At 61.6% G+C, this 15,804-nt stretch carries 14 protein-coding genes and 1 pseudogene; 8 read left to right on the top strand and 7 right to left on the bottom strand.

Features of this window, described 5'->3' with window-relative positions:
* Window positions 1-231 precede the first annotated feature (231 nt).
* The 3 genes from XI08_RS06940 to XI08_RS06950 form a co-directional block, all read right to left on the bottom strand.
* Window positions 232-3,033: an ATP-binding protein gene (locus XI08_RS06940; RefSeq protein WP_271573868.1), complete on the bottom strand. Its 2,802-nt coding sequence runs from the start codon at window positions 3,031-3,033 to the stop codon at window positions 232-234.
* Between the two features lie 302 nt (window positions 3,034-3,335).
* Entirely contained in the window at window positions 3,336-4,343 is a 1,008-nt protein-coding gene (locus XI08_RS06945; protein ID WP_271573869.1) for an aldo/keto reductase, read from the bottom strand.
* Window positions 4,344-4,398: 55 nt separating this feature from the next.
* A complete protein-coding gene (locus XI08_RS06950; protein WP_271573870.1) occupies window positions 4,399-5,154 on the bottom strand; it encodes an alpha/beta fold hydrolase in 756 nt (251 codons plus the stop codon).
* A gap of 338 nt (window positions 5,155-5,492) precedes the next feature.
* Here XI08_RS06950 and XI08_RS06955 point away from each other — a divergent pair, with 338 nt between their 5' ends.
* The 4 genes and pseudogenes from XI08_RS06955 to XI08_RS06970 form a co-directional block, all read left to right on the top strand.
* Window positions 5,493-6,428, top strand: coding sequence for a helix-turn-helix domain-containing protein (locus XI08_RS06955; RefSeq protein ID WP_271573871.1), 936 nt, complete (start codon window positions 5,493-5,495; stop codon window positions 6,426-6,428).
* A gap of 102 nt (window positions 6,429-6,530) precedes the next feature.
* Window positions 6,531-7,199, top strand: a complete 669-nt coding sequence (locus XI08_RS06960) for a type 1 glutamine amidotransferase domain-containing protein (RefSeq protein ID WP_271573872.1) — start codon at window positions 6,531-6,533, stop codon at window positions 7,197-7,199.
* A gap of 64 nt (window positions 7,200-7,263) precedes the next feature.
* Complete coding sequence (locus XI08_RS06965; RefSeq protein WP_271573873.1) at window positions 7,264-7,554, top strand: putative quinol monooxygenase; 291 nt, start codon at window positions 7,264-7,266, stop codon at window positions 7,552-7,554.
* A 39-nt stretch (window positions 7,555-7,593) separates the two neighbouring features.
* Window positions 7,594-7,917: pseudogene (locus XI08_RS06970) on the top strand (alpha/beta fold hydrolase); the annotation flags it as partial.
* A gap of 140 nt (window positions 7,918-8,057) precedes the next feature.
* On the opposite strand, the gene XI08_RS06975 reads toward XI08_RS06970, so the two are convergent.
* Entirely contained in the window at window positions 8,058-8,465 is a 408-nt protein-coding gene (locus XI08_RS06975; protein WP_027547406.1) for a hypothetical protein, read from the bottom strand.
* A 462-nt stretch (window positions 8,466-8,927) separates the two neighbouring features.
* On the opposite strand from XI08_RS06975, the gene XI08_RS06980 reads away from it, so the two are divergent.
* Window positions 8,928-9,515 carry a MarR family transcriptional regulator gene (locus XI08_RS06980; protein WP_333927110.1) on the top strand — a complete coding sequence of 196 codons (588 nt, stop codon included), beginning with the start codon at window positions 8,928-8,930 and terminating at the stop codon, window positions 9,513-9,515.
* Between the two features lie 496 nt (window positions 9,516-10,011).
* On the opposite strand, the gene XI08_RS06985 is transcribed toward XI08_RS06980, so the two are convergent.
* Window positions 10,012-10,221 (bottom strand): hypothetical protein, encoded by a 210-nt coding sequence (locus XI08_RS06985; protein ID WP_271573874.1) that lies wholly within the window; start codon window positions 10,219-10,221, stop codon window positions 10,012-10,014.
* A gap of 905 nt (window positions 10,222-11,126) precedes the next feature.
* Window positions 11,127-11,750, bottom strand: a complete 624-nt coding sequence (locus tag XI08_RS06990; protein WP_271573875.1) for a TetR/AcrR family transcriptional regulator — start codon at window positions 11,748-11,750, stop codon at window positions 11,127-11,129.
* Between the two features lie 121 nt (window positions 11,751-11,871).
* Here XI08_RS06990 and XI08_RS06995 point away from each other — a divergent pair, with 121 nt between their 5' ends.
* Window positions 11,872-12,846, top strand: a complete 975-nt coding sequence (locus XI08_RS06995) for an alpha/beta fold hydrolase (protein WP_271573876.1) — start codon at window positions 11,872-11,874, stop codon at window positions 12,844-12,846.
* 133 nt (window positions 12,847-12,979) lie between these two features.
* Here XI08_RS06995 and XI08_RS07000 read toward each other — a convergent pair whose 3' ends face one another.
* Window positions 12,980-13,219 (bottom strand): hypothetical protein, encoded by a 240-nt coding sequence (locus tag XI08_RS07000; RefSeq protein WP_027547402.1) that lies wholly within the window; start codon window positions 13,217-13,219, stop codon window positions 12,980-12,982.
* A 326-nt stretch (window positions 13,220-13,545) separates the two neighbouring features.
* On the opposite strand from XI08_RS07000, the gene XI08_RS07005 reads away from it, so the two are divergent.
* Together XI08_RS07005 and XI08_RS07010 are read left to right on the top strand one after the other, a co-directional pair.
* On the top strand, window positions 13,546-14,454 hold the full coding sequence (locus XI08_RS07005; RefSeq protein ID WP_271573877.1) for a dihydrodipicolinate synthase family protein: 909 nt from the start codon (window positions 13,546-13,548) through the stop codon (window positions 14,452-14,454).
* A 261-nt stretch (window positions 14,455-14,715) separates the two neighbouring features.
* Window positions 14,716-15,687, top strand: a complete 972-nt coding sequence (locus XI08_RS07010) for an SDR family oxidoreductase (RefSeq protein ID WP_271573878.1) — start codon at window positions 14,716-14,718, stop codon at window positions 15,685-15,687.
* Window positions 15,688-15,804 lie beyond the last annotated feature (117 nt).

The following is a 15,804-nucleotide window of genomic DNA, read 5'->3' on the forward strand; positions in this document are numbered from 1 at the left end:
ATCGAGGCTCGCGAGCGTGGCTGGACCCATGTCCGCTATCCGGCGCTTTGCGGACTCAAACCGGACATCCCCTAAGGTCCGAAAAGGGCCAGAAGCGGAAGTATCCGCGAGAGCAGCGGGTGCCGGAGGCATTTGCCGCCCTCCAGAAGGTGAGTAAAATATCCAATCAGAACTCGTAGCCCTTCTGACCGATGTCTTGCCAGTTGCATCAACTTGAGCTCGGGGGCATTTTTAGAGTCCTACGCCACTTGTACCGTCCTCTATCTGAGTCAACAATCGAGAGGCACGGACAAGGTCTTGCGTACCAAACCCTTCGGTGAATTCGCCGAGAATCGGAGCGAGCAATTGAACCGCGTTTATCTCGCGGTCTGTCGCCGCCCAATGAGCGGCGAGGTCGGTGGCGATCCGAAGCGCGAAAGTCAACGCGCCAATAGCGCGAGCTTCAGCCAACGCCAGTTGTAACAGTTCTTCAGCTCGTACAATTTCGCCGTCCTCGAGAAGGATAGATGCGTTGATCCGCTGAAGTTCCGAGCGGCACCAGCGCTCGCCCTGCCTTTCCTGATAGTCGATGGCTCGCGTGATGGCGTCACGCGCTTGCGCGATTCGCCCTTGCCGCAGATAAGCGCGAGCGAGGAAAGCCAGATAGCTGCCGATCCGCATCAGGAAGCGACATTCGATCAGTTCGTCAATCGCGGCCCGAATATCCTCCACCGCGCGCGGATCGCCGCGCAAGTCGCGCAGGCAGGCGGAGAAATAGCGCTCGACTGAAACCCAGCGCGAGATGCGCTCGCGTTCAAGGTTGCGACGCAGCCGTTCTGTGAAGATCTCGAGCGCGTCAAGATCGCCGGTTTCGAGCGAGATAGGAAGTGCGGCGAGCCCAAGTGCGTTCGACTCCGATACCCAATGGCCCCCGCGGTCCGCAGCATCAACGGCGTCGCGCGCCAGCCTGGCGGCGTAGTCGGCCTGCCCCTGCATCCACGCTACAAAGGGCAGATTGAAGCGGACAGTGATGAAGCGGTAGACCTCATTCGCATCCTTGCGCGAACGGCCTTCCGCCAGCGAATAGGTTGCCGCGAGGCGATCGAGAACCGGGCGGCTTTTGCTTAATTCGCCTGCAAAGGCGCGGGCCCAGGCCAAGGCCCTGTCGGCTTCGGATGTCGCCGTCAAATCGCGGTCCCGATCAGCCAGCGAGGTGGCCTCCTCAAGATAGGTTATGGCACGCGCGACTTCGCCGATCTGCAGCAGGTAGAATGCAAAACCCACTAGCGCGCGCTGCTGATAGTCGATGCTGCCGGCGCGCCTTGCGAAGGCGATCGCATCGAGCCAGGCGACCTCGTTCTCATTCGAACTCTTGCGGGCGTAGAACAGGCTCCATCCGAGGGCACAGGCCAGCTTTGCCTTCGACAGATCGTCGCACGCCACGCTCTTGGCCAGGGCGAGTGCGCCCTCTAGCCGCGCCTGCGCCTCCGACAGGATGGAGGTTTCCGACCACAGGGTGATCGCCGCAACCGCAAGCCTGATGCCGAGTATGGCGTCGCCCTGGTCGCCGAACGACCATGACAACGCGGTTCTCAGATCGGCTATGCGGCCGAGGTAGCGCTCGGTCCAATCAGCCGGCTCGCGCCAGTTCCACTCCTCCTCGGACTGCTCGAACAGCGCAACCATGCGCTCCGCATGGCGGCGCAGCGCCTGGCCGCACGCCGGGTCGACCTGACGCCGCTCGGCGGCATAGCGGCGTGTGCTGTCGAGCAGCCGGTAGCGCAGGCTCGCGCCCCGGGCCTGCGCGCTCAACAGTGATTTGGCGACGAGGCTGCCGAGTCCAGTCACGACGTCGATTGGCGTGAGCCCGGCCGCTTCCGCGACGAAGACCGCATCCTCGACCTCGAATCCATCACTGAACACAGACAGCAGGGTGAACAGCGTGGCTTCCTTCGGCGACAGCAGCCGGAAGCTCCACTCAATCGTCGCCATCAGGGTTTCATGTCGCGGCGGCGCGGCGTCGGTCCTGGCCGCGCTAAAACCGAGCTTCTGATCGAGGATGACCAACAACTCCCGCGGAGTGAACCTGCCGATCTGAGCCGCAGCCAATTCGATGGCCAGTGGAAGTCCGTCCAGAGAATGGCAGATCGCGGCGATGGCTTCGCAATCATCGTCGACGAACTCGTAGTCCGACCATTCGGCGGCGCGGCGGACGAACAACTCCACTGCCGGGAACCTGACAGCCTGATCAACCGACAGTCCAGTGCCGGATCTCGGAGAAGGTAGAGAGCCAAGCCGCACGACATGCTCAGTGGTGGTGCCGAGCGGCTCGCGACTCGTGGCAAGCAGCCGGGATGGCGATGTGTCCGTCATGAACTTGCAGGCAAAGATCATGGCGGCGGGCAGCACATGCTCGCAATTGTCGAGGATGAGCAGCATCTGCCGCGGTCTCAGATAGTCGAGGACAGCAGCCAGCCCCATGTCCGTATTGCCTCGGATACCGAGTGCCGTCACCAGCGCCGCGCCAAACAGAGTAGGATCGGAGATCGTCGCGAGATCGACGAAGCAGACGCCGTCGCGATACCTTGGCGCAAACGCCTGGGCGACGGCCAGGGCTACGGTCGTCTTACCAATCCCTCCTGCGCCGGCCAGGGTCACGTGCCTGTCCTCAGCGAGCACATCGGCGATTTCGACGATGTCGGCTTCGCGGCCGACAATGCCGCGCGGCAATGGCGGGTGCGAAAGCGGGAGCGGATCGGCCAGCGGGGGCTCCTCCTCGATCTCCCCGATGCCGACCTGGACATCGGCGATGAACTTGTACCCGCACCGCGCCACGGTCGCGATGTAGATGGGCTCGATCTGGGTGTCTCCCAGCGAGCGCCGCAAGCTCCACATATTGACCTTAAGATTGCTGTCGTGGACGAACCTGCCCGGCCAGGCTGCCGCCATCAGCTCGTTCTTGCTGACCAGCTCGCCGCGGCGCTGCACCAGCAGCCGCAAGAGCTCGAACGCACGTCCGCCCAATTTGACGGGGCGCTCGTCGAGAAGAAGCAACTGACGGCCGGGGACCAGTCGAAACGGACCGAAGCTGAATGTCAGCTCCTGTCGAGGTGCGCTCCGTTGCCGTGTGGCAGTCCGCATTGCATTGCCAATCGATCGAAGAGATCGCTTGGTATTATCATGCACTGCAAACTTGTTGAAGCAAGCCGTTCTGAATTGCACGACTGTCGCGCAAAACCGCTTGTGCGGGGCGCCTCTGGCTATTTTTTAGGCTTGCCACGAACCGCCGTGCTCACAACCTCGACGCTTCATCACTGAGTTTGAGAAGCCTGGCGAACCACTCTTTCACCTGCACTTCAGTGGGGGAGCGGAGCTGCGGGGTTGACGAGCGCCGCCGAGCGCAGCTCGCGCCAGAAATCGGTGGGGATGACTTCCTCGAGCGCGGCGCGATCCTCGGCAATGCGGCCTGGACGGCTCGCGCCGGGAATGACCGCAGCCACCACCGGGTTTGCCAGCGCGAACTGCAGGCCCGCCGCCTTCATGCTGATACCGTAGCGGTCGGCGATCGCCTTGATCCGCCCCACCTTGTCGATGATTTCCGGGGGCGCCGGCGCATATTCAAAGTTCGGGCCGCCGACGAGCGCGCCCGAACTGTAGGGGCCGCCGACGACGATCGCGAGCTCATGCTCCGCAACCATCGGGATCACCCGCTGAAGCGCCCTTGCATGGTCGAGCAGCGTGTAGCGGCCCGCGAGCAGGAAGCCGTCGGGGCGCGGCCCTTCGAGCGCGAGCAGCAGTTCGATCGGCTCGACCCGGTTGACGCCGAGGCCCCATGCCTTGATCACGCCTTCGTCGCGCAGCCGGTCGAGCGTATTGAACGCGCCCTTGCGTGCGCTTTCGAACACCGAAAGCCATTCGTCGCCGTAAAAGTCCTGCGCCACGTCATGCACGAAGGCGATGTCGATGTGGGAGGTCGCGAGCCGCTTCAGACTCTCCTCGATCGAGCGCAGCGTCGCGTCCCGGGAATAGTCGTTCACAATCTTGTTCGGACGCCCGTATTTGAACACGTCCCCCTTCTCGCCGAGGTCGCGGGCGCCGACATCCTCGATCTCGTCCAGGATCAACCTTCCGACCTTGGTGCTGACGACATAGTCGCTTCGCGGCCGGCCGGCCAGCGCAGCCCCCATGCGGATCTCGGCGAGGCCCGCGCCGTAGAACGGCGCGGTGTCGAAATAACGGATGCCATCGTTCCAGGCCGCATTCACCGTTGCGAGCGCTTCCTGCTCGGGGATGTCGCGGAACATGTTGCCGAGCGGCGCGGCGCCGAAGCCAAGTCTTCCCGGCAGAATATCCTTGAGGGTCATGTCGCGAGTCCTTGTCCGTGATAGGCGAGCGCATCCGCACGTAGCGCGGCCGATCTCAGTCGGTTGCGGAGGTGTCTGCGCTTCTGATGAACGCCGCGACCTCGCGCGGATGCGACAGCATCACCGCGTGGCTGCTCTTGATCTCCGTCACCTTCGCGCCCGATCGCTTGGCCATGGTGCGCAGTAAGGTCGGAGGGATAATGTGATCCTCGCTCGTGACCATGTAATAGGTCGGCTTCGTCTTCCAGGCCACGCGGTCGACCTTTGTCTGCACCGCCTGCAATCCAAACGGCAATTGCGCCGCACCCATGAAGCGGGTCGTTGCGGCATCGACGTCGGCGGCGAAGGAGGTCGGGAATTTGTCGCGGTCGACGAAGAGATAATTGCCCTCAGTGACCAGCGGAGCGCTGTGCTCGCCGGGCGGCACGGGTACTTCCGACAGCGTGCTGACCGACTCGCCGGCATCGGGCGCGTATGCCGCGAAATAGACCAGGCTGCGAACCTTCGGATTGTCGCCCGCTTCCGTGATGACCATTCCGCCATAGGAATGCCCGACGAGAATGACCGGATGCCGCGCCTTGGCGATCACGCGTTCGGTCTCCGCGACATCGTCACGCAGCGAGATCGTCGGCTGCTGCACGACGAGCACCTCATAGCCCGCCTTCGAGAGAATGTCGTAGGTGTCCTTCCAGCCCGAGCCATCGACGAAGGCGCCGTGGACGAGGACGATGGATACGGTCCTCTCGGCCGCGACGGCGGCGGAGGCCGTTGCGAACGACATTGCAGCAAGCGCAAAGATAAGCGTCTTCATAACAGGCTCCGATCCTCGATACGGCGGCATTGCCGTTGATGAGCCTTTCACTAGCGCAGGCGCGCATTGCGGTATTTCCGATTCCTGCGCAATGACGGACGCATCTTGCTCATCCCGCGACGAGACAGGCTTCAGAAGCCGATCGTGCGCCGCTCCAAGCCTTTGCTTTGTCTGCCTTTTACCTCTTTTAACCGCGGCGCCTCTGGACTTCGCTGACGCGGCTTGTGAGAAATTCGCGATCGGCGTGGCAGCGGCCGGGGCTGCAACTCACCACCGGATGGAATGATCGCTCGCTCGCGATACGGGGCCGGGATTCGCCGCAACCAGCGGAGGTCGTCATGGCGCTCGTGACGCATGGAGATCAGAAATATCAGAACAGCGAAAAGCTGGCCGCGGCTAACGACTGGCCGGGGCTGAGCATCGAGCATCGCAAGTTTGAGGCCGGGCGCCAGGCGACGCCCGTTCCCATCTGCACCGAGCTGGTCATGCTGCTGTCAGGCGGCGGGATGGTGTGTCGCACCGGCAACGGTGAAGTGCAGAAGAGCCTCGCGCGCCCCGGCATGAGCTACCTTGTCCCGGTGGGAACGCAGGAGAGTCATCTCGAACTTTCGGACCGGATGGAATGTCTTCATCTCTACCTTCCGCCAGCGCTGCTGGACCAGAGCGCGCTTGCGGACTTCAATATCGCTCCAGCAAGGATCGAGATCGCCTACGCCCACGGTCTGACGGACCAGGTGCTCTTCCACATCTGCTCGCCGCTTCGGGATCTGCTTCATCGTCCGCGCCAGCCGACCGACGCGCTGTTCGTGGAGGGAATTCAAGTCGCCCTCGCGGCGCATCTTCTGGGCAATTATACGATCGACCGCTGGCGCGCGCCCGACAGGTCGCCGTCACTCGATCCACGGCGCCTGCAGCGCGTGCTGGACTATATCGAAGCTTCCCTGCGAGACGAAATCAGACTCGATGATCTGGCGGCTCGGGCCTGCCTCAGCCCCTACCATTTTTCCCGGCTGTTTCGCGAGGCGACCGGACTGTCACCGCACCGTTACGTGACCGATCGCCGCGTCCAGGCTGCGCGGCACGAACTCGCGCGCGACCGTCTGTCCTTGGTCCAAATTGCCCTGGAGTTCGGCTTTGGCTCGCAAGCAAACTTCACGCGCGTCTTCCGGAAGGCCGCGGGCCTCACTCCGGGGCAGTATCGCGAATTGTGCTGCGGCCAGATCGAGGTGAATGCCGATCGTTCCGATCCGGAGTACCGCAGTGATTGCTCATGATCCCGCAGGATTCGGAAATACGGTTCTTGGTTGACCGGGTAGTGTCATAGCGACGACAGATTTAGCGCTCCGCCCTTTGTGGACACCTCCAGGAAACGCATCATGACTCAACATGTCCTGTTTATCGTCAGCAACGCAGCGGTGATCGGTCCGCAAAATCGCAAGACGGGCTTTTTTTTCGCTGAGGTCGCGCATCCCTTCGATGTTCTTGACAAGGCAGGCATCGCTGTTGAGTTCGCGTCTTTAAGAGGTGGATGGACGCCGTATGATGCATACGACGAGAAAGATCCTGCGGAGAAAGCCTTCCTTGAAAGCAAGGCTTTTCGCCGCCTCAATCGCAGCCGCAAACTTGCCGAGGTGGATGCTGCGGATTTTGATGCCATTCTCGTGCCCGGCGGGCTCGGGCCGATGGTCGACATCCAGCGTAACCCCATCGTTCAGAATGCAGTCGTGCGGGCCTGGACTACGGGCAAGTTTGTGACTGCCGTTTGTCATGGTCCGTGCGCGCTTCTCGGGGTGGACCTTGGCGACGGCAAGCCATTCGTGCAGGGCAAGAAGCTGACTTCGTTCTCGAAGAAGGAAGAGTACGACTACGCGCGCGAAGACGTTCCCTACGAACTGGAAGATGCCCTGCGGGCAGAGGGCGCCGAATATACGTCCGTAGCTAACTGGCAACCTCACGTCGTCGTCGATGGACGCCTCATCACTGGCCAGAATCCCGCGTCGGCCGGGCTCCTCGCGAAGGAGCTCCTGGCAGCACTCAGAAAGTAAGCCGCCAAGCATAGCTTGGCTGGCCCTGAGGTAGCAGTCGCTCCAAAAAAAGTCTGTTTGAACAATGCCTTCAAAAATTACCGCCATTCTGATTGCTCATCCGGGCAAGAACCATGAGCTTAGAGAATTGCTTGTCGGTATGGCCCCGCAGTGCAGGGCAGAGCCCGGTAATCTGCGCTGGGACGTTTGGCGCGACACTTCGAACGATCATCGTTACGTCCTTGATGAGCTTTACCGAGATGTCACTGCGGTCGAAGCGCATCGAGCCTCGCAGCATTACCAAGCCTACTTGGCCAAGATTCCCGAACTGGCCGAACGTACGGCAGTAATCGCGGAAGTCGTGGACGTGAGGTGATCGGGATTGAGGAACGACGTACCAAATAAAGGAGTTGCCATGCGCCTTTCTTGCGCGACTCTCATCGCCTTAACTATTGTAAGCGCACATCCATCGTTCGGAAGGTCCACGGCTTCCGCATGTGGACCGGGGGCAACGCCCGCTCATCGTTGCGGGCCAACGCCCGGCGGCAGCGCAGGCGATTTAACCGTTCATTACCGCACGGCCGCCATCAGCGGCGTGAACGTGTTCTACCGCGAAGCTGGGCCAGCAGATGGGCCCGTCGTTCTCCTTCTACACGGCTTTCCGACATCCTCACACATGTTCCGCAATCTGATTCCGAATCTGGCCCACCGATACCGTATCATCGCGCCGGATTGCCCAATTGATGGGCCGTAACATCGTGGTCGGTATCGATCTCTGAGGCTCGACGCGATTGACCCGAGGCGGGTCCTGCACGCGGATGGCGCGTTGTCGCATGCGCCATCCGCTCCCACAATCGATCTCTTGCGAAGAAACGAGCGCTAAGCCTTCAGGTCGGTGATCCGCATAATCGCGACCACATTCCCGTCGTTGTAGGCCTGTTCTTTTGTTTCCTTGTTGCAGGTCCAGACAAAATTCTTCTTGCCCGTAAAGGTCTTTCCCTCCTGCTCAAGCCGAAGCTCCCCTTCGGTGATATGGCAGACCATGGCATTCATCATCGGGGGCCCCATGGTCTTCGACCCCGGCTGCATAATGATATCGCGCATTGAGACGGTCTTAAAACCTGGGATCAGGGATGGTGTTTCGCCTTCATATTCACGCACCACGACACCTGGCCAAGGCGTCGTATCCTTGTAGCTTGTGGCTTGAGCGGCGGCTGGCTTGACCATGGCAGCCGAAACTGCAGCCAACCCGATTCCCAGTGCGGACCTTCGATCGACCTTTCCCATCGCTTTCCTCCCGACATTACTCGAACGAGCCGCCGCAAACGCAGCGCGCAAAATTCGTGGTGAACGGTGGTGCGAAACCGAAAAAAGAACGGTCTCTAAGGGGAGTGTGCCTGCCGATAGCACCAGTGCTGCTCGTTTGCCCGGACGGCGATTTCGGCACGTCCCGCTTCAAGGGGCAGTAGCATTCTACGTCACCTGACCCATCCTGGAAACAGGTGGCGTCACACGAAGACACTGCGGCCCCTAAGCAATGTCCGGAACTGGCCCCTAACTGACGTCTCCGGTGGCTTGCAGCATCGACCGCTTCTGACCCACTGTCCGTTGGCCTGTGACTCGCGTTCAAAGCGGTTTTTGTGAATACACAATCACCAATTGCAAACCTTCGTATAGTCGTTCAACCCCGCTTTACATGCAATGTAAGGTTCCGCCAGGTAAATCTGCCGGACCATGAGAGGGGCGGGGATGATCACGGCAGCGCGGCAAGCGGTCGATCTGTTGGTGCAAACGTCGAGCGGTTGGCATTTTGATGGCGCCCGGCACGGATTGACTGATCGAGAATGGATGGCGTTGAGACTTCTTGCTCGTGCAAACAGGTTCTCACGAACCCCGTCCGCGCTAGCCCAGTTCGTCGGCGCCTCTCGGGCCACCGCTTCTCAAACCGTCAAGCGTCTTGAAGACAAGGGTTACCTTCAGCGCAAAAGCGCCGACCAAGACAAGCGCTCGGTCATCCTTGATGTGACGCCCCGAGGAGAGAAAATTCTTGCCAGCGATCCCATCGCACCGCTCATCCATGCCATTGCGACGCTTGAAGTTGGTGCAAACAACTTTCGCGACCTGCTCAGTCAAATTTTGCGGCAGCTAGACGCGCGTCAAAATCGTCACCATACGAATAGTTGCAGACAGTGCATTTTCTTGACTGAAGCGGCATCCAACCGTGCGAGCAGGAAGCAGACTGAATACACATGCCGATTTTTTCGAGCCGATCTCACCGGAGCCGAGGTCGATCTTCTTTGCTTCAACTTCGAAGGACTGGGCAGCGGCGCACTCTAAGCATAGTTCTTCGGTAGAGGAGAGCGATTCGTCGTCCGAAAAAGGCCGCCTTCTATGACGCGCAGCGACCCTGCCTCGCTGATCGCGCGGTAGGGCCGCCTGCCTCTCCGGGCTGGGGCTGGAAGGGGAAACCAGCCCGGTTGGCGAGTTCAATATATGCCGATGAAGTGGGAAAACATGACTGTCCAAAAGGGGCAATCCTTTGGAGCCCGGAGGGCCGGTCTTAGCGGACCGCACCGCAGCCACGAATCGACAGAACGGATCTGGCTGGGGTTTCCGTTCGTGCTGTTAGGACGCTGGCGTGATAGCAAGACGGTGATGAAGAACCCGCCTTCATGAAATGAAAGAGGCCGCCAACCGAGGCGGCCTTCTCTTACAGATTGAAGTACAGCATGGACGCAAGAACCGTCGAAAAGACGCCCAGTCCGATGATGGCAATTCTCAAAACTAGGTTGGCTGCCAAATGCACCTCCCTTGGTTTGCAAATCACCCAGAATCATACTCCTAGCTTTGGTGGCTGCAACCCGGGCGAGGTTAGCCATTCATCAATGTGGGCGGCGATGTCGGCTTCGCGGGCCTTCTTCAAAAGCTCTTCACGCTCCGCGGCCCCTGCCGGCAATTGACCTGCCTTTTCCCTCGCTAACCGCGCTTCCTCGATGAGCCGTTCGCCTATCGCTCTATCCTGTTTGAACCGGTGGCGTTTCATGAACGTCCTCCCGACTTGAAAGATCTGCTGCCTAAAAACGCTCAGGGAAGCGCGCGCGTTCCGTTGGGGTTGAACCTCACGCCGTATGTTCGTTTGGCGGAGCACCTGGTTCGCAATCTGTTCTTAATGCAAAATAGCTACTGTCCGTAGCTAACGCTCAGGGTTTTAAGTTAAATTTCGAAACGTCCTAATTCAGGGCCCGGCCGGCCCCGCTTGGGACAGGTCAAGGAATTCGGTCCCATAGAACACGCCGCGAACGCAAAGAACACATCGCTAAGCAGGGAACAAAAAAAGCCCCAGCTCGCGGGGATACGGGGGGCGCTGGAGCTGGGGCCACTCAGGGTGCCCTTGGGGAAGGGCATCGGGAAAACGTGGCAAACGCCCTGTCGTTCCTCGCAAACAAGGGCCGCCGACTCGGCATCAGCGGCCCCGTCCGGGTTTCAATAGTTCCGAGATCAAATGGCCTAGCCAGCCCCGGATTGCCGATTTTTCCCGATCCTTAGGGTTCCCGCATTCACCTATGTGAATCGTCTAATTGATTTTTTCGCCGCTACAGCCGCAGCCGATGCTCCGACCATTTTTTCCAACTCATCTGTCGGGTGGATTGACCGTCGGCGTGGAGAGCGCCCCGGCCGGTGACGCATGCGCGGCGATCAGTAGCGGATGGCTGCTTAGGGGGCGGCCAGCCTAAAATGCCGAAAACAACCCCATGCACAGTAGCGAGGCCATGGGCGGATAACGGTTTTCCGAATCGATTTGACCCGTCGGGCAAAACAGGGGCATGATGTCATCATGCCGGTTCGTGGGATGAACGTCCGGAGCGGAGTTGTCTTCTCCCCGCGCCATGAAGCGTAACCTGTCCTCGCGGCCAGCAGGTCGCGTGCAAGCCCCAGACATCGTTCCACCTACCTCAAATACCCCACCACCATCCGCGTCGTCTCGTCCACCAGGGTCCGTACCGTCTTCTCCGTGAGCATCTCGGCGTGGTTCAGCACCGTGTTGTGCGCTACGGCCTCGATGGCGCTGACGCAGATGAAGGTGGCGAGGCCCGGGTCGATCTTGCGCATCTCGTTGCGGCGGCTTTCGAGATAGGTGCGAACGAGAGCGTGGACCTCGCGGTTGAAGGCTTCGACGTCCTTGAGCTGGCCCGTGCGCGGGATCTGCTCGGCGAGGACGCGGTGCAGTTTCGGGTCGATGCGGTGGGCCTCGATCGCGACGGTCACGAGTTTTCGCACGGCTTTGTCGATGGGCAGGTCGGCGACTTCGGTGAGCGCTGTGCGGACGATGCTCATGATCTCCTCGTTGTGACGGTCGATCACGGCGGCGACGAGGGCCTCCTTGCTCGGGAAGTATTGGTAGAGTGAGCCGACGCTGACGCCGGCCACTTCGGCGATGCGGTTGGTGCTCGCCTTCTCAAAGCCTTCCTTGACCAGAATGCGAGCAGTTGCCTCGACCAGCGCGTCGACGGTGGCGCGGGATCGCTGCTGCGAGGCATTTTTCCGGGGTTTTGTGGGCGATTTTCTGGCCACGGCCTTGTGATCTGAATGCGAGTAGGAAAAGCGAGTGAATGCTCGCATTATATCCGCGAGTGGCGGCGGGTCGGCAAGCCTCTTCGTCGCCGTATCGAAAGAGCAAGATTGGGATGTGGCCATGAGCGTTGCCAGACTTGTGTCGGCATTTCAGTTCTGCCCAGGTGGCTACGTGTTCGGTGCGCGGGCGCCGCGCGATCCCGCGCCGAGCCTGCAAAGCCGCGCCTTCAACCTGCTGCTGCGCCTTCTTCCGTTCAAGAAGCAACTGGCATCAGCCGAAGCCGTGCAGGCACACGTGCAGAAGCTCGCATTGGAGCCGGCCTCGTTCGAGCCGACGGGCCTCGGCCGCGGCGTCGAGGCAACGCTGACGAAGATGGGCGGATGGCCGGTCTATTACACCGCGCCGTCAGCGGGACACGAGGACTGCAACTACGTCATGTTCCTGCATGGCGGCGGCTTCATCAACGAGATCGTGCCCGCGCATTGGCGCTTCGTCGGCCAGATGACGCGGCAGGCGAACGTCTGCTGCGTCGTGCCGATCTATCCGCTTGCGCCGCGCGCCACCGCCAAGGATGTCGTGCCGGGGACGGCCGAGCTGTTGCGGATGCTGCTGGAAGATGCCGGGCCCGCAAAGGTCACGGTGGTCGGCAATTCGGCCGGCGCGGCCCTTGCGCTCGCCGCCTGCCAGTGGCTGCGCGATCGCGGACATCGGCAGCCAAACCTGATGGTGCTGATCTCGCCTGCGGCGGATGCGTCGGTCAGCCGTCCGGAGCAGGTCGAGATCGCGGCGCGCGATCCGATGCAGGACATTCCGGGGATCCTCGAGGCGGGACGCCTCTATGCCGGCGAGCTCGATGTCGGCCATCCCTTCGTCAGCCCGCTCAACGGCGCGTTCCGTTCGCTGCCGCCAATGACGATCTTCTCGGGCACGCGCGATCTGCTTTACCCCGACAGCGTCGATCTTGCGGAGCGGGCGAGGGCCGTGGGTGTGCCGGTCGAGCTGCATCTGCGCCGTGACCAGCCGCACAATTATGCGCTGATGCCGACGCCGGAGGGGCGGCAGGCGCGTGCGATCATCTTGCGTGCGATTGCCTGAGGGGGAGAGCGTGACGATTGTCACAAAGCGCGCCGCCACGGTGGGTCTGGCGCTGGCGGTGCCCGCGCGGGGGAGAAAGGCGGCCCCCGGGGCGTTTCCTCGGTCGTCTTGGTATCAGTAGTTTTGCGGGGCCTTAGGCGTGGCCCTTGATCTCGTAGTGACCCGGCACGCATTTGTAGCGCTCGAGGCGCCAGTTGGCGTGATAGATCGGATGCTCGCCCATCCATTTCGCAAGCGGTGCCTGTGCACCGATTGCACACTGCATCATCGACATTTCGGGCGTCATATTGCTGTCGGTCACGATCTCCTCGACACAAGCGCCCGAGGCAGATGCACCAAGCCGGCAGAGCACGGCAACGACGGTCACGAACATTCCTGTCACCTCATCGGTAGTTTCTGACCACGAAGAGGATGCAAGCGGAGTGCCAGAGCCTGTGACACAAACGACACGCTGGCCTGACCGACTCAACCTAGCGTCCACCTTCATTTGGCGATTCGGATTGTAAAAAAATTGCCATTAACCCGAAGCCGGACAAATACGGGGAACCCGCAGGAACCCCAGGAATGATCGATTGTCAGGGCCGCGCCGCGTATGAGCCACTTCACAAGGCCCGCACGGCCGATACGATTCATGGCGTTGCGGGCACTCGTCAAAAGAGCGGGGCTGCCGCAACACCACAGGAAACGCGAGGGCAGAGCATGAAGGTACGACCGACCGGCGTGATCCCGCCGATGACGACGCCGTTCCGGAAGGACGGCGAGATCGATTTCGGGCTCGTGGCGCCCCAGGTGGACTGGATGATCGGCGCCGGCGCCCATGGTGTTGCCGCCGGAGGTTCGACCGGCGAAGGACACACGCTCGATCACGAGGAATATCGCGACCTGGTGGCCGCGACGGTGGAGGCGGTGAAGGGGCGCATTCCCGTGATCGCCGGCATCATCGTGGACTCCACGCGCGATGCGATCCGCCGCGGCAAGCTGGTCCGCGACATGAATGTCGCCGCGCTCCAGGTCACGCCGGTGCACTACCTGTTCAAGCCGGACGATGAGGCGATGGTGGCGCACTTTCGCGCCATCGCTGACGAGACCGGCATGCCCATCATCATCTACAACGTGGTGCCGTGGTCCTATCTGTCGCCGGCGCTGCTGACGCGGATCATGACCGAGGTGCCGCTGGTCGTCGGCGTCAAGCAGAGCGCGGGCGATCTCAAGCTGTTCGCCGACCTGATGATGATGCCGCCTGACAAGCTGATCTACAGCGCGGTCGATGCCTTGATGTATCCTTCCTACACGCTCGGGGCCCACGGCTCGATCGCCGCGATCCTGACCGCGGCGCCGCATGCCTCCGTCGCGCTGTGGGATGCGGTGAAGGCGGGCGACCATCCGCGCGCGCTCGACCTGCATAAGAAGCTGCTGACGCTGTGGAATGCTGTCATCGCCGACAATCTGCCGGCCTGCACGCGCTATGCGCAGACGCTCCAGGGCCTGCCCACGACATATCCGCGCGCGCCGATGCCGGAGGCATCAAGCGCGCAGCAGGCCGCGATCCGCAAGGCGCTGGAGGCACTCGGTGCGTTGGGCGGGCCGCGCGTCGAGGCGGCCGAATAGTCCGTCCGCCGAAATAATCGATGGCGAAGATGGCAGCGCCGATCCGCTTTTACCTGCGGATGCGGCGCTGCTACATTCTGCGCGCGCCGCGATCAGCGGCGCTAAAGCGCGATGAGATTGGGATGAATCGTCATCGCGCTTTAGGTTATCGCCTGAGCATGATCTTTTCGGAAAACCGCTTCACGCTTTGCGCTAACGCGGCCCTCCGGTCCGGATCATGCTCTGAAGGAACAAACCGACAAGGGAGGGGCCGAAAGTCCCATGAAGGATTTTGCAGGAAAGATCGCGGTCATCACTGGCGGCGGCACGGGAATGGGGCGCGAGCTCGCGCGGCAGCTCGTGGCCGAGGGCTGCAATGTCGCAATGTGCGACGTCTCGGAGGTCGCGATGGCCGAGACCAAGCGGCTCTGCGAGGTCGAGAAGCTGCCGCAGGGCCTGCGCGTCACGACGCATGTCGCCGACGTTGCGATCGAGGATCACCTGAAGCGTTTTCGCGACGAGCTTGCCGAACAGCAGAAGACCGACCGGATCCATCTTCTGTTCAACAATGCCGGTATCGGTGGCGGCGGCAGCCTGTTCACCAACACGCGCGAGCAGTGGGAGCGCACCTTCAACATCTGCTGGGGCGGGGTCTATCTCGGCGTGCGCACCTTCCTGCCGATGCTGGTCGCGGCCGACGAGGCCCACATCGTCAACACCGCGAGCGTCAACGGCTTCTGGGCCTCGATCGGCATGAACCAGGCGCACACCGCCTACAGCTCGGCCAAGTTCGCGGTGAAGGGATTTACCGAAGCACTGATCAACGACCTCCGCCTGCACGCGCCGCACGTCAAATGCTCGGTGGTGATGCCCGGCCATATCGGCACCTCGATCGTCTCCAATTCGCGCAAGGTGCAGAGCATGGACGGGTCGGAGCGGCTCAACGCCGACGAGGTCGCGCTGACCCGCAAGCGCATGGTCGCGGCGGGCGTGCCAGATGCCGACAAGATGTCGGACGAGGATATCCAGGCGGCGTTCGCCGAGCGGGCCCGCAGCTTCCTGGAGGATGCGCCGACGACGGCTGCGCAAGCCGCGAAGATCATCCTTGACGGGGTGAAGGCCGAGCGCTGGCGCATTCTCGTGGGCGAGGACGCCGGGCGCCTTGACGAGCGCGTCCGCGCCACGCCGGAGCAAGCCTATGATCGCGCCTTCTACGAAAGTTTGATCCAGGAGGTCGGCTGGCGGCTCGGCTGAACCGGTTGGCCCAGTCGGCGAAGGCGCGCCTATATGGGTATGATGATCGTCATGGCAAGAGGCGCGCAGGTAATTTCACGTGCCACCTCTTGCCAACATTCGTCGCCATACGACGAA

It is taken from the genome of Bradyrhizobium sp. CCBAU 11361, assembly GCF_028128935.1.
Classification (GTDB): Bacteria; Pseudomonadota; Alphaproteobacteria; order Rhizobiales; family Xanthobacteraceae; genus Bradyrhizobium; species Bradyrhizobium niftali.